The organism is Conyzicola nivalis, assembly GCF_014639655.1.
Lineage (GTDB): Bacteria > Actinomycetota > Actinomycetes > Actinomycetales > Microbacteriaceae > Conyzicola > Conyzicola nivalis.
In genome coordinates this window covers 147,293-170,152 of sequence record NZ_BMGB01000002.1, presented here as the reverse complement: position 1 = coordinate 170,152, position 22,860 = coordinate 147,293, and the positions used below count along the sequence as shown (strand labels likewise).

Genomic DNA, 22,860 nt, shown 5'->3' with positions numbered 1-22,860 from the left:
CTGAGAAAGCCCCCGGCCGAGCGGCCGGGGGCTTTTTCGTGCCCTCGGACGTGGCCGGTCCTGGCACTATGGTGGGCCCATGGATGTATCGAAGGATCCTCTGATTCCACCGGTGTACGACGTTTTCTGGGTCGTCGGGCCCGTGCTCGCGCTGGCGCTCACGGTCGTCGCACTCGTCAGTATCAGCCGCACCGCACACCGCTCGCTCACCGAATTGTTCGTCTGGCTCGCCATCGTGCTCTTCGTGCCCGTCTTCGGCCCGATCGGCTGGCTGCTGGTGAAGCGCTCGCTACCCAAGACGGCCGACTAGGCGCCGCGGTCGGCGAAGGCAAGGCCCTGCCGCGCCGATCGCGCCCGGCTACCGTGGTGATATGCCCCATCGCCAGCGCGCCTCCGATCTCGACGAGGCCGATGCCGCCGCCGCCGAGAAGACGTGCGCGTCGTGCGGCCGGCGCATCGAATGGCGGGCCGCCTGGGCGAAGGACTGGGACGACGTACGCTACTGCTCCGATGCCTGCCGGGCGCGCAAGGTGAGCGCCACCGATCGCGAGCTCGAGGCCAGCATCCTCGGCCTGCTCGCGACCCGCGCCGTGACCGCGACGGCGTGCCCGTCCGAGGCCGCCCGTGCGGTCGGCGGTGAGTCTTGGCGTGACCTCATGGAGCCCGCCCGCCGGGCCGCGCGCCGCCTCGTCGCGAGCGGCGAGATCGACATCACGCAGGGCGGCAGCGTGGTCGACCCGTCCACCGCGCGCGGCCCGATCCGGCTGCGCAAGCGCCCTTAAACGACGGCGGCCGCACCCCGAGGGGCGCGGCCGTCGTTCAGGGGATCACTCCCACTCGATGGTTCCCGGCGGCTTCGACGTGACATCGAGCACCACGCGGTTCACTCCGGACACCTCGTTGGTGATGCGGTTGGAGATGCGGGCGAGCACGTCGTAGGGCAGGCGGGTCCAGTCGGCGGTCATCGCGTCTTCCGAAGAGACGGGACGCAAGACGATCGGATGACCGTAGGTGCGACCGTCTCCCTGCACGCCGACCGACCGCACGTCGGCCAACAGCACGACCGGGCACTGCCAGATCTCGTTGTCGAGTCCGGCGGCCGTCAGCTCCTCGCGGGCGATCGCATCCGCCTTGCGGAGCAGCTCGAGACGCTCACGGGTAACCTCGCCCACGATGCGGATCCCCAGGCCAGGCCCCGGAAACGGCTGGCGACTCACGATGACCTCGGGCAGCCCGAGCTCACGGCCGATGGCACGCACCTCGTCCTTGAACAGGGTGCGCAGCGGTTCGACGAGCTTGAACTGCAGGTCTTCGGGCAGGCCGCCCACGTTGTGGTGGCTCTTGATGTTGGCCGTGCCGCTTCCGCCACCCGACTCGACGACGTCGGGGTACAGGGTGCCCTGCACTAGGAAGTCGATGGTGGCGCCGTCGCCCTGCGCCTCGAGAACGAGCGCCTCGGCGGCTCCCTCGAAGCTGCGGATGAATTCGCGGCCGATGATCTTGCGCTTCTGCTCGGGGTCGGTGACTCCGGCGAGGGCGTCGAGGAACTGGTCGACGGCGTCGACGGTGATGAGCCGCACGCCGGTCGAGGCGACGTAGTCCTCTTCGACCTGGCGGCGCTCGTCCTGGCGCAGCAGGCCGTGGTCGACGAAGATCGCGGTGAGCTGGTCGCCGACGGCCTTGTGCACGATCGCGGCGGCCACGGCCGAGTCGACTCCGCCGGAGAGGCCGACGATGACCTTGCCGGTGCCGACCTGCTCGCGGATGCGGGCGACCTGCTCGTCGATGACGTTCGAGCTGTTCCAGTCGGCCGGAATGCCGGCGGCGTCGTGCAGGAAGTTCTCGAGCACGCGCTGGCCGTACTCGGAATGCTTCACCTCGGGGTGCCACTGCACGCCGTACATCTTCTTCTCGTCGCTCGCGAAGGCGGCGACGGGGGTCGAGGCGCTCGACGCGAGAACGGTGAAGCCCTCGGGCGCCTTCGAGACGGAGTCGCCGTGGCTCATCCACGTGGTCTGGTCGGCCGGCTGGTCGCCGAGCAGGGTCGACGTGCCGGGCGCCAGGGTGACGGCGGTCGAGCCGTACTCGCGCAGGCCGGTGTTCGCGACCTCGCCGCCGAGCTGCTGCGCCATCACCTGGAAGCCGTAGCAAATGCCGAGCGTCGGAACGCCCAGTTCGAGGATGCCCGGGTCGAGCGAGGGCGAGCCGGCGTCGTAGACGCTCGAGGGTCCGCCGCTCAGCACGATGCCGATCGGGTTCTTGGCCGCGACCTCGGCCGCGGTGATGGTGTGCGGCACGATCTCGGAGTAGACATTGGCCTCGCGCACACGGCGCGCGATCAGCTGCGCGTACTGCGCGCCGAAGTCGACGACGAGTACCGGCTGTGCGGCGGTGCTGTTCGCCTGTGTCGGGGTTACTTCGCTAATGGGGTCGTCTCCTCGTTCTGTTCTGAATGCAGAGGCTGTGCGGACTGCAGGGCATCGAGCTCCGCCACCGTCTGCGCGTGTACTCGGCGCTCGACGATGAAGGAGAGGAAGGGGATCACGCCGCCGAGGGCGATGAGGATGAACTTCGGGAAGGTCCAGCGCATGAAGCTCCACAGCCGGAAGTCGCTGTACAGGTACACGACGTAGAACCAGCCGTGCAGGATCAGGATGATCGTCGACAGGTTCACGCCGATGATCAGGTCTTTCGGCGTGAGCGCGAGGAAGCCCTCTGGACCGTTCAGCTCGATGTCGACGCCGAACCCGTAGCGCGTCACCATCATCAGCACGAGCAGCAGCAGGAACACTCCGGTGACAACCGAGGTCACGCGGTAGAGGCGAAGCGCGCTCCGGATTCGCGGCAGGTTGGAGAGCTTCGGTTTGAGGGCCATTGCTCTAGTTTACAAGCCGCTGTTCTTCGGCTTCTTCCTGTTCGCGCTCCCACGCGTCCTTCACGAGGCGGAACCACAGGAACACCGCGAAGCCCGCGAACACCGCCCACTCGACGGCGTAGAAGATGTTCAGCCAGTTGATCGAGATCTCGGTGCTCGGCGCCGGCGCGTCGATGAGGTCGAGTCCCGGCGTCGCCGCGTCGGTCACCAGGTAACCGGCATAGACGGTCGTGGGCGCCTCGGCCCACTGGTTCACGAGGGCCGCCGTCGACAGCGAGTTCTGCTCGCCGTTCTCGAAGTCGTCTTCCTGCGGCGCTTCGCTGGGCAGGTAGCGGCCGCCGAATTCCGTGGGCGCCTCGTCGTGCAGGTCGGAGATCGCGGATGTCGCGTCCGCTTCGGTCGCGGCCCAGCCCAGTGCCACGGCCAGCGACGCCCCGGCGCTCGCCTCGTTCGTGGCGTCGTCGGTCGCGACCAGGTGTCCGACCACCCAGTAGCCGGGGGTGCGGTCGTTGAGCCGCCCGCTCAGCACGGTGAAGTCGCCCGGCACGAGGGTGCCCTCGATCGTGACGCGTCGCCCGGCCGCCTCGGCGGTGAGGGGCTGCTGCGCGACGGCGAGCTCGGCGAGCGGCACCGGCGTCTCCGTCGTCTCGTCGACCGGAACCCCGGCGTCGACGCTGCGCGAGAGCTGCCACTGGCCGAGCGCGGCGAATCCGAACGCGATGGCGAGGCACAGCACGAGTGCGGCGATCCAGCGCGGCCTGCGCGCGAGCTCCCACACGGTCTAGTACTCCGGGTCGCGCTGGCGACCGGGCTTCTCGGCGTCGGACTGCTGCATTGCCTGCTCCACTATCGGGTCGTTCTGCGCGCGGTCGCCGTCCACGTCGTCGAACAGGTCGTCGTCGCTCGCGGGAAGCTGGTTGCCCGCCATCGCGGCCTCGACCAGGGCGATGTTCTCTTCCGCCATCCGGTCGTGCTCCGACTTTGCGACCGTCTTGCGCGACCGGAAGATCCGCGCCCCGATCTTCTCAGAGTTGACGGCGAGGATCGGCCCGATGATCGCCATCGACAGCACGTAGAGTCCCGCGAACGGCGTGAGACGGTCGTCGAGCCCGGCCGAGACCGCGAGCGTCGCCAGGATGAGCGCGAACTCGCCGCGGTTCTGCAGCATCGCGCTCGCGTTGAGGCCCTGGGCGGGCGTGAGCTTGTTCTGCCAGGCGATGAGCTGCCCACCGGCGGTGTTGATCACGAGGGTCATCAGCACGGCGAGACCGACAGGGATGAGCACTGCTCCGAAGGTGGACGGGTCGAGCGCGAGGCCGAAGTTGAGGAAGAAGAACGCGCCGAACACGTCGCGCAGCGGCAGCGCGAGCTGTTCGATGCGGCCACGGAACCGGGTGGCGCCGAGCACGAGGCCGATGAGGAAGGCGCCGATCGCGTCGGAGACCCCGAGCAGCTCGCCGATGCCGCCGAAGGCGACCGCGAGGCCGAAGAACAGGATCGTGAACAACTCGTCGTCTTTCGTGCGCACGAGCCGGGAGACGACCTTGCCGCCGTACCGCGCCACCACGAACATCACGATGAGGAAGGTGAACGAGATGGCGAGCTGCACGGTGACGGCCCAGACGTCGGCCTCGCCGCCGATCACGACCGCGACGATCGCGAGGTAGATCGCGATGAAGACGTCTTCGAGCACCATGATGCCCAGGATGATCGGGGTCTCACGGTTGGCGAGGCGGCGCAGCTCGATGAAGAGTTTCGTGATGATGGCGCTCGACGACGCCGCCGTCATACCGGCAATGATGAGCGCCTCGCGTGTTCCCCAGCCGATCCACATGCCCAGCGCGAACCCGGCCGCCATGTTGATCGCGATGCGGGTTCCGCCCGAGATCAGCAGCTTTCCGGCGTTGCCGTAGAACTCGTCCTGATCGAACTCCAGCCCGAGGCTGAACAGCAGGAAGATCAGGCCGAACACGGCGATGAGCTCGACGTCGGCCGACTCGAAGCTCAGCGGGAACAGGTGGAAGTACGGGCTGGCGATGAGACCGACCAGCATGTAGATCGGGATGGCGGGCAGGCCGATGAGCTTGCCCAGGCGACCGAACACGTACGAGATGATGAACAGAAGGCCCAGAGTCAGGAGTTCTTCACCGAGGTGCACGGCTAGCCTCCTGGCGGGGAATCGACCGGCGTCTTCGCCTTGAACTCACCGGTGCGATAGAACGCGAACGCTTTGGCCACCTTTTCGGGTGAACCGGCCACCACGAGGGTGTCGCCGGGGAAGACCTTGAAGTCGTCGGCGGGCGCGGGGTTCGCGCTCTCGCCGCGCACGACGGCGACGACGGTGAGGCCCACGACGCCCCGGCTGGCCAGGTTGCCGAGCTCCTGCCCGGCTATGTGGTCTTCGTAGTCGACCGTGAACCAGTCGATCGAGAGTCCGGGAATCTGGTCGAGGCTCGACAGCGATTCGGTGATGCGGGTGCCGCCGAGCAGCTCGGCGAGCGTGTGCGCTTCGTCCTCGTCGAGACGCAGCGAAACCTTGCTCGAGTCGCCGTCGTCGGAGTCCGCGAACGAGATGAGGTCGCTGTGGCCGGAGCGGTGGGTGATGACGCCGACCTTGCCTCCGTCGTCGGTGACGAAGGTGTGGAGAACACCAACACCGGGGAGCTTGACCCGCCGAACGTCGACCATGAGTGAACTCCTTCAGGGGGTTTCGGGCAGTTACGTCAGTCTACGCGAGACCACCTCGGCGGGTGAGGCGCGTGCCGCCGCCCGACCCCCTACTTCGCCACGATGTCGGGGGCCTCCAGCCGTACGCGGTCGGCGGACTCGTCGTCGGGCTGTTTCTGGCTGTCGATCTCGGCCGCGACGCGCTTGAGGTAGTTGCCCACCTCGTTGTCGATGCGTGCCTGGTCCCAGCCGAGGGCCTCGCCCATGAGGGCGGCCGCGACGGGCGCGGCCGACACCCCGCGGTCCCACGCCTCGATCGAGATGCGGGTTCGCCGCGCGAGCACGTCTTCGAGGTGCAGCGCGCCCTCGTGGGTGGCCGCGTAGACCACTTCCGCCCCGATGTAGTCGTCGGCGCCGGGCAGCGGCTCGAGCAGTTCGGGGCGCTCGCGGATGAGGTCGAGCAGCTCGTCGGTGAGCACGCCGTACCGGTTGAGCAGGTGCTCGATGCGCACCTTGTGCACCCCGAACACGTGCGCGATCTTCGAGCGCTTGTTCCACGCGGCCTGATAGCCCTCGGCGCCCAGCAGCGCGATGTCCTGGGTCGTCGACGGCGGCACCCTGCCGTCGAGCGCCGAGGCCGCCGCGTCGATCGCGTCCTTGGCCATGATGCGGTAGGTCGTCCATTTGCCGCCGGCCACCACGACGAGCCCCGGCACCGAGTGGGCGACGATGTGCTCGCGCGACAGCTTCGACGTCTGCTCGCTCTCGCCGGCGAGCAGCGGACGCAGCCCCGCGAACACGCCCTCGACGTCGTCGCGGGTGAGCTTCACCGCCAGCACGGAGTTCACGTGCTCGAGGATGTAGTCGATGTCGGCCGCCGTCGCCGCGGGGTGCGACTTGTCGAGGTGCCAGTCGGTGTCGGTCGTACCGATGAGCCAGTGGCGTCCCCAGGGGATCACGAACAGCACGCTCTTCTCGGTGCGCAGCAGCAGCCCGATCTTCGACTGGAACCTGTCGCGCGGCACGACGAGGTGCACGCCCTTGGAGGCGCGGACCTTGAACCCGCCACGTTCGCCGACCATCGACTGCGTGTCATCCGTCCACACGCCCGTCGCGTTGACCACCTGGCGTGCCTTGATCTCGAACCGCTCCCCCGTCTCGAGGTCGTGGGCCTTCACCCCGACGACGCGCTGGCCCACCTTGAGAAAGCCTTCGACGCGCACTCTGGATGCCACATGGGCTCCGTAGAACGAGGCGGTGCGTGCCAGCGACGACACATAGCGGGCGTCGTCGACCTGCGCGTCGTAGTAGCTCAGCCCGCCGACGAAGGCGTCTTTGTCGAGGCTCGGCGCGGCCCGCAGCATCTGCCGCTTGCTCAGGTGTCGGTGGTGCGGCACCCCGGGCGGGCGTCCGCCGCTGTAGCTGAAGATGTCGTAGAGCAGCATGCCGGCGCCGACGTAGATGCGCTCGTACACGGGCTTGGTGAGCGGGTAGAGGAACCGCACCGGCTTCACCAGGTGCGGGGCGATGCGCTGCAGAAGCAGGCCGCGTTCGATGAGGGCCTCGCGCACGAGGCGGAAGTCGAGCTGTTCGAGATACCGGATGCCACCGTGCACGAGTTTCGACGACCGGCTGCTCGTTCCGGACGCCCAGTCGCGGGCCTCGACCATGCCGACACTGAGTCCACGTGTCACGGCGTCGAGCGCGGCGCCGGTTCCGACGATGCCGCCGCCCACCACGAGGATGTCGAGCTCACGCGTCTTGAGCGCCTCGATCGCGGCGTCGCGTTCTTCGGGGCCCAGCTTCGATGAGCGGCTGACTGACTTCGGTGCGGACATCTTCGTCTCCTCGTCGGGCGCCCTTGTACAGGGGTGCCCTTCGACGAACCGGCCCTTCGACAGGCTCAGGGGGCGATAACGAGCGCCGCTTTTATGCTAACTGTGCAGGTACGGGGCGACAACAACCTCGACGCGCTGGAACTCCTTGAGGTCGGAGTAACCCGTCGTCGCCATCGAGCGACGCAGCGCGCCCATCAGGTTGACGCGGCCGTCGGCCACAGCGGACGGCCCGTTGAGGATCTCGGCGAGCGGCGCGAGGGTGCCGACGTGCACGCGGTTGCCGCGCGGCAGCTCGGAGTGGTGCGCCTCGGGACCCCAGTGGTAGCCGCCGCCGGGGGCGTCGGACGCGCGGGCGAGGGTGCTGCCCAGCATGACGGCGTCCGCTCCGACCGAGATGGCCTTGACGATGTCGCCGCTGGTTCCGAGACCGCCGTCGGCGATGACGTGTACGTAGCGACCGCCCGACTCGTCCATGTAGTCGCGGCGTGCGCCCGCGACATCCGCGAGCGCCGTTGCCATGGGAGCGTGGATTCCGAGGCTGGCGCGGGTCGTGGATGCTGCGCCGCCGCCGAAGCCGACGAGTACGCCCGCGGCTCCCGTGCGCATGAGGTGCAACGCCGCCGTGTAGGTCGCCGCGCCGCCCACGATGACGGGCACGTCGAGTTCGTAGATGAACTTCTTGAGGTTGAGGGGCTCGGTGCTCTTCGAGACGTGCTCGGCGCTCACCGTCGTGCCGCGGATGACGAACATGTCGACGCCGGCGGCGACGACGGTCTCGTAGAACTCCTGGGTGCGCTGCGGGCTGAGGGCGCCGGCCACGGGCACGCCGGCCGCGCGGATCTCGGCGAGGCGGTCGCGCATGAGCTCGGGCTTGATCGGCTCGGAGTAGATCTGCTGCATGCGCGCGGTGGCGTCTTCGGGCGCGAGGGTGGCGATCTCGGCGAGCAGGTTGGTGGGGTCGTCGTACCGGGTCCAGAGGCCCTCGAGGTCGAGCACGCCGAGTCCGCCGAGCTGGCCCATCGCGATCGCGGTGGCCGGGCTCACGACGGAGTCCATCGGGGCGGCGAGTACGGGGATCTCGAAGGTGTACGCGTCGATCGTCCACGAGATCGACACGTCCCGGGGGTCGCGGGTGCGCCGGGAGGGCACGATCGCAATGTCGTCGAAGGCGTACACGCGGCGGGCTCGCTTGGAACGGCCGATCTCGATATCACTCACCCGGCAAGCTTACCGGCGTGCGCGGGCCCGCTGGTTGGCACCCCGGGTTCGCGCTGCGCCCGTTCGGCACGGGCGCGGCCGTGCGCACGGACGCGCTCGGTCCAAACGACAGCGCGCCCTCAGGGTTCGCCGCGTTTTTTCACGGGCGCCGACGACCATTCGGGCGCGGGTGTGAAAAGGGGCGGCGAACCGGGGGTGGTGAGAGCGGTTAGCGCGAGTAGTTCGGCGCCGCGACGACCATCTGCAGGTCGTGCGGGTGCGACTCCTTGAGCCCGGCAGCCGTGATGCGCACGAACTTGCCCTTCTGCTTCAGCTCGGTGATCGTGCGTGCGCCGGTGTAGAACATCGACTGGCGAAGTCCGCCGAGCAGCTGGTACGCCACGGCGGAGAGCGGGCCGCGGTAGGGCACCTGGCCCTCGACGCCCTCGGCGATGAGCTGCTCGTCGCTGGGCACGTCGGCCTGGAAGTAGCGGTCGCGCGAGTACGAGGTCTTCTTGCCGCGGGTCTGCAGCGCGCCGAGCGAGCCCATGCCGCGGTAGTTCTTGAACTGCTTGCCGTTGACGAAGACGAGGTCGCCGGGGCTCTCGTCGCAGCCGGCGAGCAGGGAGCCGAGCATGACGGTGTCCGCGCCGGCGACGAGCGCCTTCGCGATGTCGCCCGAGTACTGCAGGCCGCCGTCGGCGATCACGGGGATGCCGACCTCGCGCGCGGCGAGCGACGCCTCGTAGACGGCGGTAACTTGGGGCACGCCGACACCCGCGACGACGCGCGTGGTGCAGATCGAGCCGGGGCCGACACCGACCTTGATGGCGTCGGCACCCGCGTCGATGAGCGACTGGGCGCCGGAGCGGGTGGCGACGTTTCCGCCGATCACGTCGATGTGGGCGAACGCGGCGTCGCTCTTCATGCGGGAGATCATGTCGAGCACGCCCGACGAGTCGCCGTTGGCGGTGTCGACGACGATGACGTCGACGCCGGCCTCGTTGAGTGCGACCGCGCGGTCCCACGCGTCGCCGAAGAAGCCGATCGCCGCGGCCACGCGCAGGCGGCCCTCGTCGTCCTTCGTGGCGTTGGGGTACTTCTCGCTCTTGTCGAAGTCCTTCACCGTGATGAGGCCGCGCAGTTTGCCGTCGGCGTCGACGAGGGGCAGCTTCTCGATCTTGTGCTGGGCGAAGAGGGCGATGGCGGCGTCGGAGCCGACACCGACCGGCGCGGTGATGAGCCCCGTGGTCGTCATGACGTCGCGCACGAGCGTCGTCTGCATCTCGAAGTCGGAGACGAAGCGCATGTCGCGGTTCGTGATGATGCCGGCGAGACGGCCGTCGGCCTCGACGACCGGGAGGCCGGAGACACGGAACTCGCGGCACAGCGCGTCGACCTCTGCGACGGTGGCGTCGGGGGTCGTCGTGACGGGGTTGGTGATCATGCCGCTCTCGCTGCGCTTGACCTTGTCGACCTGGGCGGCCTGGTCGTCGATCGAGAGGTTGCGGTGCAGGACGCCGATGCCGCCGTTGCGGGCCATGGCGATGGCCATGCGCGACTCGGTGACGGTGTCCATGGCGGCGGAAAGCAGCGGCGAGGCGACGGAGATGCGGCGCGTCAGGCGGGTGGCGGTGTTCGCCTCGCTCGGGATGACGTCGGTGTGCCCGGGAAGGAGCATGACGTCGTCGTAGGTGAGTCCGATAAAACCGAAAGGATCAGGCTGGTCCATGAGTCCCCTAGTAGAGATGTATGAGATTGGGCCCGGATGCAGCTGTGGATGCCGGTATGCAATGTTAACGCGACTTGACCTTGTCTTGTTCCCCAGTAAGTATTGCGTCTACGCGTTTCAGCGTCGAAACACGACCGACACAAACCAAAGGTACTTTGGGGTTGTCGCCTGACAGGCGTTGTTCGACACACACACAGCAAGAAGTGCCCGACTCCTGGAGGTTCATTCCGTGGCAGAGCCCGCGCAGAAAAGCCGAGCCCGAAAACTCGCGCTTGGAGCATTCGGACTGGCGGTGACTCTTCTGGCCATGATGCCGGTGGCCGCTCACGCGTCCACGACCGATGTCATAGCTCCCGAAGACGCCGACCAGACCATTCAGGTCTGGATCCGCCTCGACTCCGACAAGTCGAACATGCCGAACGTCGGCGTGAACGTGTCGGGCGAGGGCGTCGACGAAGACGTCGTGACCGGCGAAGACGGCAAGGTCATCATCGGCCTCGAAGAGCCCGGCGACTACACGATCACAATCGACGAGTCGACCCTTCCCCCCGAGGCGGGGTTCCCGAACAAGAACCCGCGCGACATCACGGTGTCGTCGGGCCAACAGGGCGCTCCCGGCATCTTCCTCGTGTCGCCCGAGAACCCCGAGATGGGCGCCGCACCGGCACCCGACGCGGGCAACGGTCAGTCCGCCGGTCCCGGGTTCTGGACCCTGTTCTGGCCCAAGGTCGTCACCGGTCTCATCTTCGGCCTGCTGCTGGCCCTCGCCGCGATCGGCCTCTCGCTGATCTACGGCACCACCGGCCTCAACAACTTCGCCCACGGCGAGCTGGTGACCTTCGGCGCGCTGATGGCCTACACGTTCAGCGGCATCTTCGGCTGGCCGGCGCCCATCGCCATCGTCGCCGCGGTGATCCTCGGTGGTGTGTTCGGCTACGTGCAGAACAAGGGACTGTGGAAGCCGCTGCGCAAGCGCGGCCTCGGGCTCATCCCGCTCATGATCGTCACGATCGGCCTGTCGCTGGTGCTGCGCTACGTGTTCGCGTTCTTCTGGGGCGCCGACCGCCTCTCGCTGCCGAGCGACCCGAAGCCCTTCCTCACCATCGGATCGGTGAGCCTGCGGTTCACGGATGTCGCGGGGGCAGTGGTCGCGATCGTGCTGTTGCTCGCCGTCGCGTTCATCCTGGTCCGCACGAAGATCGGAAAGGCCACCCGCGCGGTTGCCGATAACCGATCGCTCGCGGCAGCATCCGGTATCGACGTCGAAGGCGTCATCCGCACCGTCTGGATCGGCGGCGCGGCCCTCGCGGCCCTCTCCGGCGTCTTCATCGGCTACTACCAGTCGCTGCGCTGGGACACGGGAGCCTCGATCCTGCTGCTCGTCTTCGCCGCGGTCACCCTCGGCGGCCTCGGCACCGCGTTCGGCGCTCTCGTCGGCTCGCTCGTCATCGGCGTGTTCATCAACGTGTCGACGCTTTGGCTGCCCGAGAACCTGAAGTACGTCGCGGCGCTCGTCGTGATGATCATCATCCTGCTCTTCAGACCTCAGGGCATCCTGGGTCGCCGCGAGAGAATCGGCTAGGGAAAGCACATGGAATTCAACTTCATCCCCCTCGCTTTCGGAGAGCTGTTCTCTCCGACCACCGCGGCGTACGCTCTCGCCGCGCTCGGCCTCGCCGTGCACTTCGGCTTCACGGGCCTGCTGAACTTCGGCCAAGCCGGCTTCATGGCGGTTGGCGGATACGCCTTCGCCATCACCGCGGTCAAGTTCGAATGGCCGCTGTGGGGTTCGTTCCTCGCCACGATCATCGCCTCGACGATCTTCGCCCTCATCCTCGGCATTCCGACGCTGCGTCTGCGCGCCGACTATCTGAGCATCGTGACGATCGCCGCGGCCGAGATCATCAGGCTCTCGGTCAAGACGCCGGAGTTCTCCAGCGTCACCGGCGGCTCGGAGGGCATCAACGGTGCGGCGCGCACGTTCAACGAACTCAACCCGCTGCCCGAGGGCCGCTTCGGGTTCGGGGTGCTCACCTACTCCGCCGACCAGTGGTGGGTGCGCATCGTCGGCTGGGGCCTCGTCGGCCTGGCTTGCCTGCTCGTCTACCTGCTCGTGCGAAGCCCGTGGGGACGCATCATCAAGGGCATCCGCGAAGACCAGGATGCCGTGCGCAGCCTGGGCAAGAACGTGTTCGCCTACAAGATGCAGGCCCTCATCCTCGGAGGAATCCTGGGCGGTGTGGCGGGTGCGCTCTTCATCCTGCCGCGGTCGCTGCAACCCGACAACTACGGCACGCAGCTCACGTTCTTCCTCTACACGATCCTGCTGCTGGGCGGCGCCGCGACCGTCTTCGGACCGATCGCCGGCTCGATCATCTTCTGGGTCACCCTGTCGCTGTCGGACGGCATCCTGTCGCTGCTCGTCTCGAACGACCTGCTTCCGATCACGAGCATCCAGCAGGGTCCGATCCGCTTCATCATCATCGGCATCACCCTGATGCTGCTCGTCATATTCCGGCCACAAGGAATCTTCGGCAAGAAGAAGGAGGCGTTCTTCAGTGTCTGATAAGACTCCCGTCGCAGACCTGGTTACCGATGTCAACAACATCGTTCCCGGAGTCGCGAAAAAAGACCCCATCGTCGTCGCCGACAAGGTGAGCCGCCAGTTCGGCGGACTCACCGCGGTCGACGTCGAACACCTCGAGATCCCGCGCGGATCGATCACGGCGCTGATCGGCCCCAACGGAGCCGGCAAGACGACGTTCTTCAACCTGCTCACCGGTTTCGACAAGCCCAACACGGGCACGTGGAACTTCGGCGGAAAGAACCTCGCCGGGATGCCCGCGTTCCGCGTGGCCCGCCTCGGCATGATCCGCACGTTCCAGCTCACGAAGGCCCTCGGCGGCATGACGGTGCTCGAGAACATGCGTCTCGGTGCCGGACGCCAGAGCGGCGAGAACATCTTCACCGCGATCTTCCGCCCGCTGTGGCGATCGCGCGAAGACGAGATCACCGTCAAGGCGATGGACCTGCTCGCGCGCTTCAAGCTCGACACGAAGGCCGACGACTACGCGTCGTCGCTCTCCGGCGGCCAGCGCAAGCTGCTCGAGATGGCGCGCGCCCTGATGAGCGAGCCCGAGCTCGTGATGCTCGACGAGCCGATGGCCGGCGTCAACCCGGCCCTCACTCAGTCGCTGCTGCACCACATCCTCGACCTGAAGACCCAGGGTATGACCGTGCTGTTCGTCGAGCACGACATGCACATGGTCAACGAGATCGCCGACTGGGTGGTCGTGATGGCCGAGGGCCGCATCGTCGCCGAGGGCCCGCCCTCCACCGTGATGAGCGACCCCGCCGTGATCGACGCCTACCTAGGAGCCCACCACGACGTCGACCTCGGCACGCTCACGGGCCAGCAGGAGATCGCCGAGACGATGGACTCCGAGCTCGTGCGGCACGAGATCGAGGAAGAGGCTGCGATCGCGCAGCCGACGACGAAGAAGGCAGCACAGTGACCGAGACAGTTCTTCGCACGACCGACCTCGTCGCCGGCTACATCCCAGGGGTGGACATCCTCAACGGGTGCAGCATCCACGTCGACAAGGGCGAGCTCGTGGGCATCATCGGCCCGAACGGTGCCGGCAAGTCGACGCTGCTCAAGGCGATCTTCGGCCAGGTCAACATCCGCAGCGGCAACATCGACCTGAACGGCGGCGACATCACCGGCCTCAAGGCCGACAAGCTCGTGTCCCGCGGCGTCGGCATGGTTCCGCAGAACAACAACGTCTTCCCGAGCCTCACCATCGAGGAGAACCTCGAGATGGGCTCGTACCAGAAGCCGAAGATGTTCAAGGAGCGCCTCGGCTTCGTCACCGACCTGTTCCCCGAGCTCGGCAAGCGCCTCAAGCAGCGTGCCGGTGCCCTCTCGGGTGGCGAGCGCCAAATGGTCGCCATGTCGCGGGCCCTCATGATGGACCCCAGCGTCCTGCTGCTCGACGAGCCGAGCGCGGGCCTGTCGCCCGTACGCCAGGACGAGACGTTCATCAACATCTCGATCATCAACAAGGCCGGCGTCTCGGTGCTGATCGTCGAGCAGAACGCCCGGCGCGCGCTGCAGATCTGCGACCGCGGCTACGTGCTCGACCAGGGCCGCGACGCGTACTCGGGCTCCGGCCGCGAACTCATGAACGACCCGAAGGTGATCGAGCTCTACCTCGGCACCCTCGCCGCCGGTCAGGAGAAGGCCACCGCCGACGCGAAGGCGCAGTCTGCCGGTGTCCAGCCCACGAGCGCTCCCACGCTGCCGGGGCCGGTCGCGGAGTAGCCACGAACAGCCGCGTCATCAGCAGGGCCTGCCTGGGCATCGTCATCGGTGCCACGGCAGGCCTTTCTGCTTGCGCGGCTCCCCCGCTCACCTCCCTGCCCGAGGGCGTGACGGTGAGCGTCAAGCAGTACCGGCTCGACTACGCCCCGCGTGCGCTCGAGGTATCGGTCAGCAACGAGTCGCCCGAGCCGATCTTCGTGACACGGGCGTCGTTCGACTCGCCGCTGTTCGACGGCACCTCCGCGTGGACGCGCCGCACCGAGGTTCCGGCCGGCGCCACCCGCGACCTGCGGGTCATGCTCGGCACGCCGGTGTGCGATCCGCCCGGGGCGGTGAGAGCGCCCGTGGTCGGGATCGAATTCGAGACCGCGGATGGCACGGCCGGCAGCGGGTCGGCAGAACCCGCCGACCAGTTCGATACCGTGGCGAAGGTCACGGCCCAAGACTGCATCGCCGAGCACACGTCGCAGATCGCCGAGATCACCGCCGGTGACGCTCTGCGCACCGAACAGCGCGCGGGCGAACTCGTGGCGCTGCTCGACCTCACGGCGCGCCCCACGGGCACCCAGGGCGTCGCGCACGTCGCCACGGCTGCGCGCACGACGCTGCTCGGCCCCGCCGACCGCTCCACCGGGTGGGACCTCGGCTGGGCGGCCTCGGCCGCATCCGGGACCCTGACCACGTCGCTCGCCATCGTCCCGAGCAACTGCAACCCGCACATCGTGGCGGAAGACAAACGCGGCACGTACTTCCCGCTCGACGTCACCCTCGACGACGGTGAGGCCGGCACCGTGTACGTCGGGGTGACCGACGCGGTGCGGGAGCAGCTCTACGCCTACGTCGGGACGTACTGCGGCTGGTGACGCTCCACGCACGCGAAAGGGCCCGGTCTCGCGACCGGGCCCTTCGTGTTATTCGTGACTACTTGAGCGAACCAGAAACCTGGTCGATGCCCTCGGCAGCGTTACCGGCCGAGTAGGCGAAGATCGAGACGAAGGCCTCGGTCTCGTCGCCGTTCTCGTCCCACTCGATGGGGCCGGAGACACCGTTGTAGTCGATGTCCTCGCCGTCGGCGATCAGCTTGGCGCAGTCCGCGAACGTCTCGCACTCGGTGCCCTCGGCGGAAACCTGCTGGAGGTTGTCCTTGATGGTCGCCGGGTCGGTGGAGCCGCCCTGGAGAGCCGCGAGAGCGGTGAGCGTCGTGGCGTCGTAGGACTCGGCCGCGTAGCTGAAGACGGTCAGTTCGTCGCCACCCTGCTCGGCGACCATTTCCTGGAGGCGGGCCTGGAAGTCCTCGGGGGCGAGCACACCGGGGTTGGTGAACTGCGCGCCGGCGATGTCGACGTTGGTGTCGGCCTCTCCGATGACTCCGTAGTTGCCGTCAACGCCGTAGAGCTTCGTGAAGTCGAAGCCCTGGCCGGCGAGCTGCTCGGCGATCGTCTTGATCTCGTCGAACGAGATCACGACGAGCGCGTCGGGGTTCGTGGCCAGCAGAGCCTGGATGGCGCTGGTGAAGTCGGTCGACGCGGGCTCGAAGATCTCTTCGCCCACAACCGATGCTCCGCCGTCTTCGAGGCTCGTCTTCAGGTTGTCGTACAGACCGGTGCCGTAGGCGTCGTTCATGTACAGGATCGCAACGTCGGTCTTGCCGTCGTTGACGATCTTGTTGCCGAGGATGCGGCCCTGCAGAACGTCGGAGGGAGCGGTACGGAAGTAGAAACCGTCGTCCGGGTAGTCCGTGAAGTCGGGCGAGGTGTTGGCGGGCGAGATCTGGACCACGCCTGCCTGGGTGACCTGGTCGATGAACGTCTTCGAGACGCCCGACGATGCCGCACCGATGATGGCGCTGACGCCGTCCGCGAGAAGGGCGGTGGCCGACTGCGTCGCGAGGTCGGTCGTCGTGTCGCCCGAGTCCTTGTGCTCTACGGAGATCGTGATGCCGGCTTTGGCGTCGTTGATGTCCTGAACGGCGAGGTCGACACCGGCGAACTCGGGCGGGCCGAGAACCGCGAGGGTTCCGGTCTGCGGGAGGATCGTGCCGATCTTCAGGTCGAGTTCTTCGGAGGAACCGGAATCGGCGTCCGTCGACGAGGCACAGCCGCTGAGAACCAGCGCGCTCACGCCGAGAAGGGTAATGCCGCTGAGCGCAGCCTTAACCGTCTTCGAGCGAGTGGCCGAGTTGGCCCGGGAGAATGCACCCATGTTGCTCCTTGATGAAGTGAAGTGTGATTGTGATTGCTGACACAGCGGTGCTGTGTGCGTGGTGTAAAGCTATTGGGCGAACCGCACCGGCACAATACATGGGTGTTACAACCATGTAACGCGAGTCGATCGTTATATTCCGTTACCTCTTGGAAACTGCGGATTGCGTTGCGCGCTGGGAACGAAACATGTCGATCGTGAGAATAATCAGTGCGATCCAGACGAGACCGAAACCCCACCAGCGCGCGGCCGGCATCGCTTCCTGCAAAACGAAGACCCCGATGAGGAACTGCAGGATGGGCGCGAGGTACTGGGTGAGCCCGAGGTAGGTGAGCGGCAGACGGCGAGCCGCGGCCGCGAAGAACAACAGCGGCACGGCGGTGACGACACCCGCGAACAGGAGCGCCACGGTCTGCAGCACGCTCTCGGTTCCGATCGTGAGCAGTCCGCTGGCGCCGAGGACGACGAGCATCACGGTGGCGGGGATCGTGAGCCAAGCGGTCTCGATCGTGAGCCCGCTCACCGCGTCCACCCGCCCGCCGACCTGCTTCTTCACGAGGCCGTAGAAGCCGAACGAGAACGCCAGGGCGAGCGCGATGAAGGGGAACTGCCCGTAGTTGAGGGCCAGGATGAGCACGGCGACCACGGTCACGCCGATCGCCACCCACTGCAGCGGCCGCAGCCGTTCGCGCAGGACGATGACCCCGAGCAGCACGGTCACGATCGGGTTGGTGAAGTAGCCGAGGGCGGCCTCGACGACGTGGCCGCTGAGGGTCGCGTACACGTAGACGAGCCAGTTGACCAGGATGAGCAGGCCGGCCCCGCCGAGGATGAGCGTGGTGCGGCGGTCGCGGACGATGACCATGAGCGCCGGCCAGCCGCGGGTGACCGTGAGCAGCAAGACGCAGAAGATGAGGGAGAGCACGATGCGCCAGGCGACGATCTCGAACGCCGTCGCCGGGCGGAGCAGCAGGAAGAAGAGGGGAAGCACGCCCCAGAGCGCGTAGGCGGCGATACCGAAGAGCAGGCCGCGGCCCATGGGCAGGCCGTCGCTCGGCGAGGCTGTGGACGTGGGGACGGTGACGGCTGGTGGCACGTCGTCCACCCTATCGGCGCGTGGAACGACGGAACGCCCGGTGGCTGGGCCACCGGGCGTTCCGGGTAGTACTGGTGTTGCCTGTGTTCGCTGACTAGCGGACGACGACCGCGAGCACGTCGCGAGCGGAGAGCACGAGGAGGTCTTCTCCGCCGTACTTCACCTCGGTTCCGCCGTACTTGGAGTAGATGACCTTGTCGCCGACGGCGATGTCGAGGGGGATGCGGTTGCCGTTGTCGTCGATGCGGCCGGGGCCGACGGCGACAACTTCGCCCTCCTGGGGCTTTTCCTTGGCGGTGTCAGGAATGACGAGCCCGGAGGCGGTCGTCGTTTCTGCTTCGACCTGCTTGATCACGATGCGATCCTCGAGCGGCTTGATGGAGACCGACACAGTTGACCTCTTCTTTCTAAATTCTTGGGTTGGCACTTTCGATGTGAGAGTGCCAAAGCAACTATACGTCGGATGCTGGCACTCGATCAATCCGAGTGCCAATCGCCGAAACATCCGCCCCTCTCCCGCCTGCCAAATGAAGGAGATTTCGCACCGTAGGGCCGCGCATCCGCGCCGATGTGTGACTCGACACCGGTTTCTCCTTCATTTGGCAGGTCTGGGCACGCGCGAGGGGCTGGGAGAATGGGGCCATGGACGCCACCGAGTTTCGCGAGCTGATGTCGACCGAGGGGCTCGGGCTGCTCGACTCGCTGCCGCCGTTCGACTCCCAGGCCGATGTGGTGCGCACCGTCGCGACACTGCGCAAGGCGGGGCACTCCCCCGGTCTCGTCGCGGCCGTGCTCAGCCAGTCGAAGCTGCGGGCGCGCGCGGTCGCCAAGTTCGGGCCGTTCGCCGAGCGGATGCTGTTCACCGAGGCGGGTCTCGAGCAGGCCACCCGGCTGAAGGTCGCCGCGCTGCACGCCGGCCGGTTCCGCGACGCCGGCGTGACGCGCGTCGCCGACCTGGGCTGCGGAATCGGCGCTGACGCCCTCGCCCTCGCGGCGATCGACATCCGGGTGACCGGCGTCGAACGCGACGAGGTCACCGCGGCGATCGCCGCCTACAACCTGGCACCGTTCGGCAACGCGACGATCGAACACGCGGATGCCACGGCTGTCGATCTCGACGGGTTCGAGGGCGTCTACCTCGATCCCGCCCGGCGCAACGACGCCCGGCGCCTCGCGGATCCCGCCGACTGGTCGCCCTCGCTCGATTTCGCTTTTGCGATCGGCGAGCGACTGCCTACGGGTGTCAAGCTCGGGCCCGGCATCGACCGCGACCTGATTCCCGCGGGGGTCGAGGCGCAGTGGGTGTCGGTGGACCGCGACGTGGTGGAGCTCGGCGTGTGGTTCGGCGCCGCCGCGCGTCCCGGCGTCGGCCGCTCGGCCCTGGTGATCGGCGACCACGGCACCGCCGAACTCACCGCCCCGGCCGACAGCCCCGACGTCGAGCTCGGCGAACTGGGCGAATACCTCTACGAGCCCGACGGGGCGGTGATCAGGGCGCGCCTCATCGGCGACCTCGCGCGAGGCATCGACGCCCGAATGATCAGCGATCAGATCGCCTACCTGAGCACCGACGCGGCGGTGGAGACGCCGTTCGCCGTCGGATTCCGCATCACCGAGACGCTTCCCCTCGACGAACGGGCGATCAAGAAGCGCCTGCAGACGCTCGGCATCGGCACGCTCGAGATCAAGAAGCGCGGTGTCGACATCGATCCGGCGCAGTTCCGCGCCAAGCTGTCGCTCAAGGGAAACGACAAAGCCACCCTCTTCCTCACGCGGGTGGCGGGGAAGCGGGTGGCGCTGTTGGCCCAGCGGGTCTAGCTGTCGTAGTAGTAGCCGCCGCTGTCGCCGCTCGTCGCGGCGAGGATGATGGCGAAGATGATGAACGCCGACACGATGAGGCCGAGCAGGATTCCGATGTAGCCGGTGATGAGGCCGGTGAGCCAGAACGGCTTCGCGTAGGGCTGGCGGCGCTGGCCCATGTGGCCCGTGATGACGGCGGCGATCGAGATGAGCAGGCCGAATCCGCCGAACAGGATGCCGACGATGCCGAGCACCATCGAGGTGACCGAGAGACCGCGCGGCGGGCCGACGACGCCGGGGGCGTACGGGTTCTGCGGGGCGCCCGGGGTGTAGGTGGGCGGCGCGGCCGAATAGGCCGGTGCGGCGTCTGCCGACGGAGCGTAGGGGCTCGCGGCGGGCGGTGTCGTCGACGCGGGCGGGACCGGGGGGACCGGCGGGGTGGTCTGGTCGTCTGCATTGGTCATTTGATTGCTCCTCACAGGTGAGGCCCCAGTCTACCCAGAGCCCCTATCGCGTCAGCCGCCGTAGTAGAAGTTGTCTCCGGTCGCGGCGACGGTGATGAAGAAGATGATCCACACGACGATCACGACGACGTTGAGCAGGATGCCCACGTAGCCGGTGATGAGGCCGGTGAGCCAGAAGCCCTTCGCGGCGGGTTCTTTGCGCTGGCCCAGGTGACCGAGCACGACGCCGCCGACCGAGAACAGCAGGCCGCCGCCGACGATGCCGATCAGCAGCCCGAGGATGCCGAGGATCATCGAGATGATCGACAGAGTGGGCGTCGGGGCGTCGGTGCCGCCGAGCGGCGGGATCGGCTGCGAGTACGGCGCGGGCTCCGGAACGGTCGGATCGGTCATGGTGCTTCTCCTCTACCTGCGTGTGCCGGTGGCAGCCATGCTCCCACCGCGGCATTCACGCGTCAATCAGGCCTGGATGACGGTTGCGGGGAGCGTAGAGTCCGCGCCGAAGTCGAGGGTGGATGGCTCGTGGCCCGCCATGATCAGCTGTGCACCGAGAGCCGCGATCATCGCGCCGTTGTCGGTGCAGAGCTTCAGCGGCGGGATGCGCAGCTCGATGCCCGCGGCCGCGCAGCGTTCGGCTGCGAGCTCGCGCACCCGGGCGTTCGCGACGACGCCGCCGCCGAGCAGCAGCCGCGGGATGCCGTGGTCGATACACGCGGCGACGGCCTTGGTGAGCAGGATGTCCGCGACGGATTCACGGAAGCTGGCCGCGACATCCGCCATCGGCACTTCGGCTCCCGAATCGCGGGTCTGCTCGACCCAGCGGGCCACAGCGGTCTTGAGTCCCGAGAAGGAGAAGTCGTAGCGGTGCTCGGCCATGTCTTTCTGCTGGCTCAGGCCGCGCGGGAAGCGGATGGCCTTGGGGTCGCCGCCGATCGCCACCCGGTCGATCTCGGGGCCGCCGGGGTAGGGCAGTCCGAGCAGGCGGGCGACCTTGTCGAAGGCCTCGCCCGCGGCGTCGTCGATCGTCTCGCCGAGCAGCTCGACGTCGGAGACGAGGTCGCGCACGAGCAACAGCGAGGTGTGGCCGCCGGAGACGAGCAGGGCGATGGTGGGCAGTTCGATCTCGCTGTCGTCCTCGCGAAGCACATCGGCGCCGACGTGCCCGACGAGGTGGTTGACGGCGTAGAGCGGCTTGTCGAGCGAGACGGCGAGCGCCTTCGCGGCACCGACGCCGACCATGAGCGCGCCGGAGAGGCCGGGCCCGCTGGTGACGGCGATCGCGTCGAGCTCGTCGAGGGTCACACCGGATTCGGCGAGCGCCTGCTTCAGCGCGGGCACGAGCGCCTCGAGGTGGGCGCGTGCCGCGACCTCGGGCACCACGCCGCCGTAGCGGGCGTGCTCGTCCATCGACGACGAGATGACGTTGGCGAGCAGGGTGGTTCCGCGCACGATACCGATGCCGGTCTCGTCGCAGCTGGTCTCGATGCCGAGCACCAGGGGCTCGCGGGCGCTCACTGTCCCACCGCCGGCCGGGTCTTGGGTTCGGGGATCTCGAGGCGCATCACTGCCCCGTCGACGTTGTCCGGCTGGTAGTAGCCCTTGCGCACCGCGATCCTTTCGAAGCCGAGCGAGTCGTAGAGACTCTGGGCGTTGGGGTTGTCGACGCGCACCTCGAGGAAGACCTCACGGGCTCCGCGGTCGCGCGCCTCGGCGATGAGCGTCTGCACGAGGGTGCGGGCGAGTCCGCGACGCCGGGCGGTCTCGACGACGGCGACCGACTGGATGTCGGCCTGGGTCGCCCCGCGCGGGGCGAGCAGTCCGGCGTAGGCGACGAACTCGTCGGGCGTCGCCAGGTCGAACGCCACGAGGTAGTGGGTGTGCCTGTTGGAGAGCTCGGCGAGCATCGACTCGCGCGACCACGCGTCGCTCGGGAAGACCGCGTGCTCGATGGCCATGATCGCGTCGAGGTCGTCGGGGGTGGCGGAGCGCAGCTGCCAGGCCATCAGCTCACCCGCTTCGGGCCGGCGCTCATAGTGACGTCGGGCGAGCGCAGATAGAGGGCCTCGTCGCCGGCGAACGGGCGCTTGTGCAGGTACAGGCTCTCGGCGAGAAGGCCCACGGATGCTGCGGAGACGGTGACGGCGTCGAGGCGGCTGTACCCGGCGAACCCCGGCACGACGTCGGCCAGGTCGGCGGGCTTGCACAGGGCCGGACCGTGGGCGCGGATCGGCAGGCCGACCTCGTCGCTGCCCGCGTAGGCGCTCCAGTAGATTTCGCGGCGGCGCGCATCCGTCACTATCAGCGTGGGTTCGACCAGCCCGAAGGCGATGGCGTCGTGGCTGACGACCGGCACGACGGGCTTGCCCGCCCCGAAGGCGAAGGCGCGCGCGGCCGCGATACCGACGCGCAGTCCGGTGAACGGCCCTGGCCCCATGCCGACCGCGACACCGGACAGGGCGGTTACGGCGACGCCCGAGGAGTCGAGGCATTCGCGGATGAACCGGCCGACGACCTCGGCGTGGCCGCGGGTGTCGGGCGACGAGCGTTCGGCGAGCACACCGGCGTCACGGTCGACGACGGCGACGCTGGTTCCGGCGGAGGTATCGATCGCGAGCAGCACCCCACAAGCCTAGGCGGGGTTGCCGAGGCGTGCCGCCCGTCTGCC

The 22,860-nt window shown here is 67.9% G+C and carries 24 protein-coding genes; 8 read left to right on the top strand and 16 right to left on the bottom strand.

Annotated elements, in window-relative coordinates; all coding sequences use genetic code 11:
- The first annotated feature begins 79 nt into the window (after window positions 1–79).
- Both IEV96_RS14300 and IEV96_RS14295 read left to right on the top strand, forming a co-directional pair.
- Window positions 80–310, top strand: a complete 231-nt coding sequence (locus IEV96_RS14300) for a PLDc N-terminal domain-containing protein (RefSeq protein WP_188511432.1) — start codon at window positions 80–82, stop codon at window positions 308–310.
- A gap of 61 nt (window positions 311–371) precedes the next feature.
- A complete protein-coding gene (locus IEV96_RS14295) occupies window positions 372–782 on the top strand; it encodes a DUF2256 and DUF3253 domain-containing protein (RefSeq protein ID WP_188511431.1) in 411 nt (136 codons plus the stop codon).
- A 45-nt stretch (window positions 783–827) separates the two neighbouring features.
- Here the strand turns inward: IEV96_RS14295 and guaA are convergent, their stop codons facing one another.
- From guaA to guaB, 8 genes are all read right to left on the bottom strand, one after another.
- Entirely contained in the window at window positions 828–2,426 is a 1,599-nt protein-coding gene (gene guaA / locus IEV96_RS14290) for a glutamine-hydrolyzing GMP synthase (RefSeq protein ID WP_188511826.1), read from the bottom strand.
- Window positions 2,414–2,875 (bottom strand): DUF3817 domain-containing protein, encoded by a 462-nt coding sequence (locus tag IEV96_RS14285; RefSeq protein ID WP_188511430.1) that lies wholly within the window; start codon window positions 2,873–2,875, stop codon window positions 2,414–2,416. The genes guaA and IEV96_RS14285 overlap by 13 nt, the downstream gene beginning before the upstream one ends.
- Before the next feature lie 4 nt (window positions 2,876–2,879).
- The gene (locus IEV96_RS14280) at window positions 2,880–3,653 is read right to left on the bottom strand and encodes an SURF1 family protein (protein WP_188511429.1); all 774 of its coding nucleotides are present in this window, start codon (window positions 3,651–3,653) and stop codon (window positions 2,880–2,882) included.
- A 3-nt stretch (window positions 3,654–3,656) separates the two neighbouring features.
- The gene (locus IEV96_RS14275; protein ID WP_188511428.1) at window positions 3,657–5,033 is read right to left on the bottom strand and encodes a cation:proton antiporter; all 1,377 of its coding nucleotides are present in this window, start codon (window positions 5,031–5,033) and stop codon (window positions 3,657–3,659) included.
- 2 nt (window positions 5,034–5,035) lie between these two features.
- Complete coding sequence (locus IEV96_RS14270) at window positions 5,036–5,563, bottom strand: cation:proton antiporter regulatory subunit (RefSeq protein WP_184232835.1); 528 nt, start codon at window positions 5,561–5,563, stop codon at window positions 5,036–5,038.
- Window positions 5,564–5,652: 89 nt separating this feature from the next.
- A complete protein-coding gene (locus IEV96_RS14265; protein WP_188511427.1) occupies window positions 5,653–7,380 on the bottom strand; it encodes a glycerol-3-phosphate dehydrogenase/oxidase in 1,728 nt (575 codons plus the stop codon).
- A 96-nt stretch (window positions 7,381–7,476) separates the two neighbouring features.
- Window positions 7,477–8,598 carry a GuaB3 family IMP dehydrogenase-related protein gene (locus tag IEV96_RS14260; RefSeq protein WP_188511426.1) on the bottom strand — a complete coding sequence of 374 codons (1,122 nt, stop codon included), beginning with the start codon at window positions 8,596–8,598 and terminating at the stop codon, window positions 7,477–7,479.
- Window positions 8,599–8,806: 208 nt separating this feature from the next.
- On the bottom strand, window positions 8,807–10,309 hold the full coding sequence (guaB, locus tag IEV96_RS14255; RefSeq protein ID WP_188511425.1) for an IMP dehydrogenase: 1,503 nt from the start codon (window positions 10,307–10,309) through the stop codon (window positions 8,807–8,809).
- A 292-nt stretch (window positions 10,310–10,601) separates the two neighbouring features.
- On the opposite strand from guaB, the gene IEV96_RS14250 reads away from it, so the two are divergent.
- The 5 genes from IEV96_RS14250 (at window position 10,602) to IEV96_RS14230 (ending at window position 15,496) form a co-directional block, all read left to right on the top strand.
- Window positions 10,602–11,891, top strand: a complete 1,290-nt coding sequence (locus IEV96_RS14250; protein ID WP_229733424.1) for a branched-chain amino acid ABC transporter permease — start codon at window positions 10,602–10,604, stop codon at window positions 11,889–11,891.
- A gap of 9 nt (window positions 11,892–11,900) precedes the next feature.
- Window positions 11,901–12,875, top strand: a complete 975-nt coding sequence (locus IEV96_RS14245) for a branched-chain amino acid ABC transporter permease (protein ID WP_188511424.1) — start codon at window positions 11,901–11,903, stop codon at window positions 12,873–12,875.
- Window positions 12,868–13,824, top strand: a complete 957-nt coding sequence (locus IEV96_RS14240; protein WP_188511423.1) for an ABC transporter ATP-binding protein — start codon at window positions 12,868–12,870, stop codon at window positions 13,822–13,824. The genes IEV96_RS14245 and IEV96_RS14240 overlap by 8 nt, the downstream gene beginning before the upstream one ends.
- A complete protein-coding gene (locus IEV96_RS14235) occupies window positions 13,821–14,633 on the top strand; it encodes an ABC transporter ATP-binding protein (RefSeq protein ID WP_188511422.1) in 813 nt (270 codons plus the stop codon). Before IEV96_RS14240 ends, IEV96_RS14235 begins: the two co-directional genes overlap by 4 nt.
- A gap of 113 nt (window positions 14,634–14,746) precedes the next feature.
- The gene (locus IEV96_RS14230) at window positions 14,747–15,496 is read left to right on the top strand and encodes a hypothetical protein (RefSeq protein WP_188511421.1); all 750 of its coding nucleotides are present in this window, start codon (window positions 14,747–14,749) and stop codon (window positions 15,494–15,496) included.
- A 58-nt stretch (window positions 15,497–15,554) separates the two neighbouring features.
- Here IEV96_RS14230 and IEV96_RS14225 read toward each other — a convergent pair whose 3' ends face one another.
- The 3 genes from IEV96_RS14225 to groES form a co-directional block, all read right to left on the bottom strand.
- Window positions 15,555–16,835 carry an ABC transporter substrate-binding protein gene (locus tag IEV96_RS14225; RefSeq protein WP_188511420.1) on the bottom strand — a complete coding sequence of 427 codons (1,281 nt, stop codon included), beginning with the start codon at window positions 16,833–16,835 and terminating at the stop codon, window positions 15,555–15,557.
- Between the two features lie 142 nt (window positions 16,836–16,977).
- Window positions 16,978–17,874, bottom strand: a complete 897-nt coding sequence (rarD, locus tag IEV96_RS14220) for an EamA family transporter RarD (protein ID WP_188511824.1) — start codon at window positions 17,872–17,874, stop codon at window positions 16,978–16,980.
- Window positions 17,875–18,025: 151 nt separating this feature from the next.
- Window positions 18,026–18,322 carry a co-chaperone GroES gene (groES, locus tag IEV96_RS14215; protein ID WP_184232811.1) on the bottom strand — a complete coding sequence of 99 codons (297 nt, stop codon included), beginning with the start codon at window positions 18,320–18,322 and terminating at the stop codon, window positions 18,026–18,028.
- A 251-nt stretch (window positions 18,323–18,573) separates the two neighbouring features.
- Between groES and IEV96_RS14210 the strand changes: the two genes are divergently transcribed.
- Entirely contained in the window at window positions 18,574–19,749 is a 1,176-nt protein-coding gene (locus tag IEV96_RS14210; protein WP_188511419.1) for a THUMP-like domain-containing protein, read from the top strand.
- Here the strand turns inward: IEV96_RS14210 and IEV96_RS14205 are convergent.
- From IEV96_RS14205 to tsaB, 5 genes are all read right to left on the bottom strand, one after another.
- Complete coding sequence (locus IEV96_RS14205; RefSeq protein ID WP_188511418.1) at window positions 19,746–20,195, bottom strand: DUF4190 domain-containing protein; 450 nt, start codon at window positions 20,193–20,195, stop codon at window positions 19,746–19,748. The genes IEV96_RS14210 and IEV96_RS14205 overlap by 4 nt on opposite strands.
- Window positions 20,196–20,246: 51 nt before the next feature.
- Complete coding sequence (locus IEV96_RS14200; protein WP_188511417.1) at window positions 20,247–20,588, bottom strand: hypothetical protein; 342 nt, start codon at window positions 20,586–20,588, stop codon at window positions 20,247–20,249.
- Between the two features lie 66 nt (window positions 20,589–20,654).
- Window positions 20,655–21,710: a tRNA (adenosine(37)-N6)-threonylcarbamoyltransferase complex transferase subunit TsaD gene (gene tsaD / locus IEV96_RS14195; protein ID WP_188511416.1), complete on the bottom strand. Its 1,056-nt coding sequence runs from the start codon at window positions 21,708–21,710 to the stop codon at window positions 20,655–20,657.
- Window positions 21,707–22,198: a ribosomal protein S18-alanine N-acetyltransferase gene (gene rimI / locus IEV96_RS14190; RefSeq protein WP_188511415.1), complete on the bottom strand. Its 492-nt coding sequence runs from the start codon at window positions 22,196–22,198 to the stop codon at window positions 21,707–21,709. The genes tsaD and rimI overlap by 4 nt, the downstream gene beginning before the upstream one ends.
- Window positions 22,198–22,815 (bottom strand): tRNA (adenosine(37)-N6)-threonylcarbamoyltransferase complex dimerization subunit type 1 TsaB, encoded by a 618-nt coding sequence (gene tsaB / locus IEV96_RS14185; RefSeq protein ID WP_188511414.1) that lies wholly within the window; start codon window positions 22,813–22,815, stop codon window positions 22,198–22,200. Before tsaB ends, rimI begins: the two co-directional genes overlap by 1 nt.
- Between the last annotated feature and the right edge of the window lie 45 nt (window positions 22,816–22,860).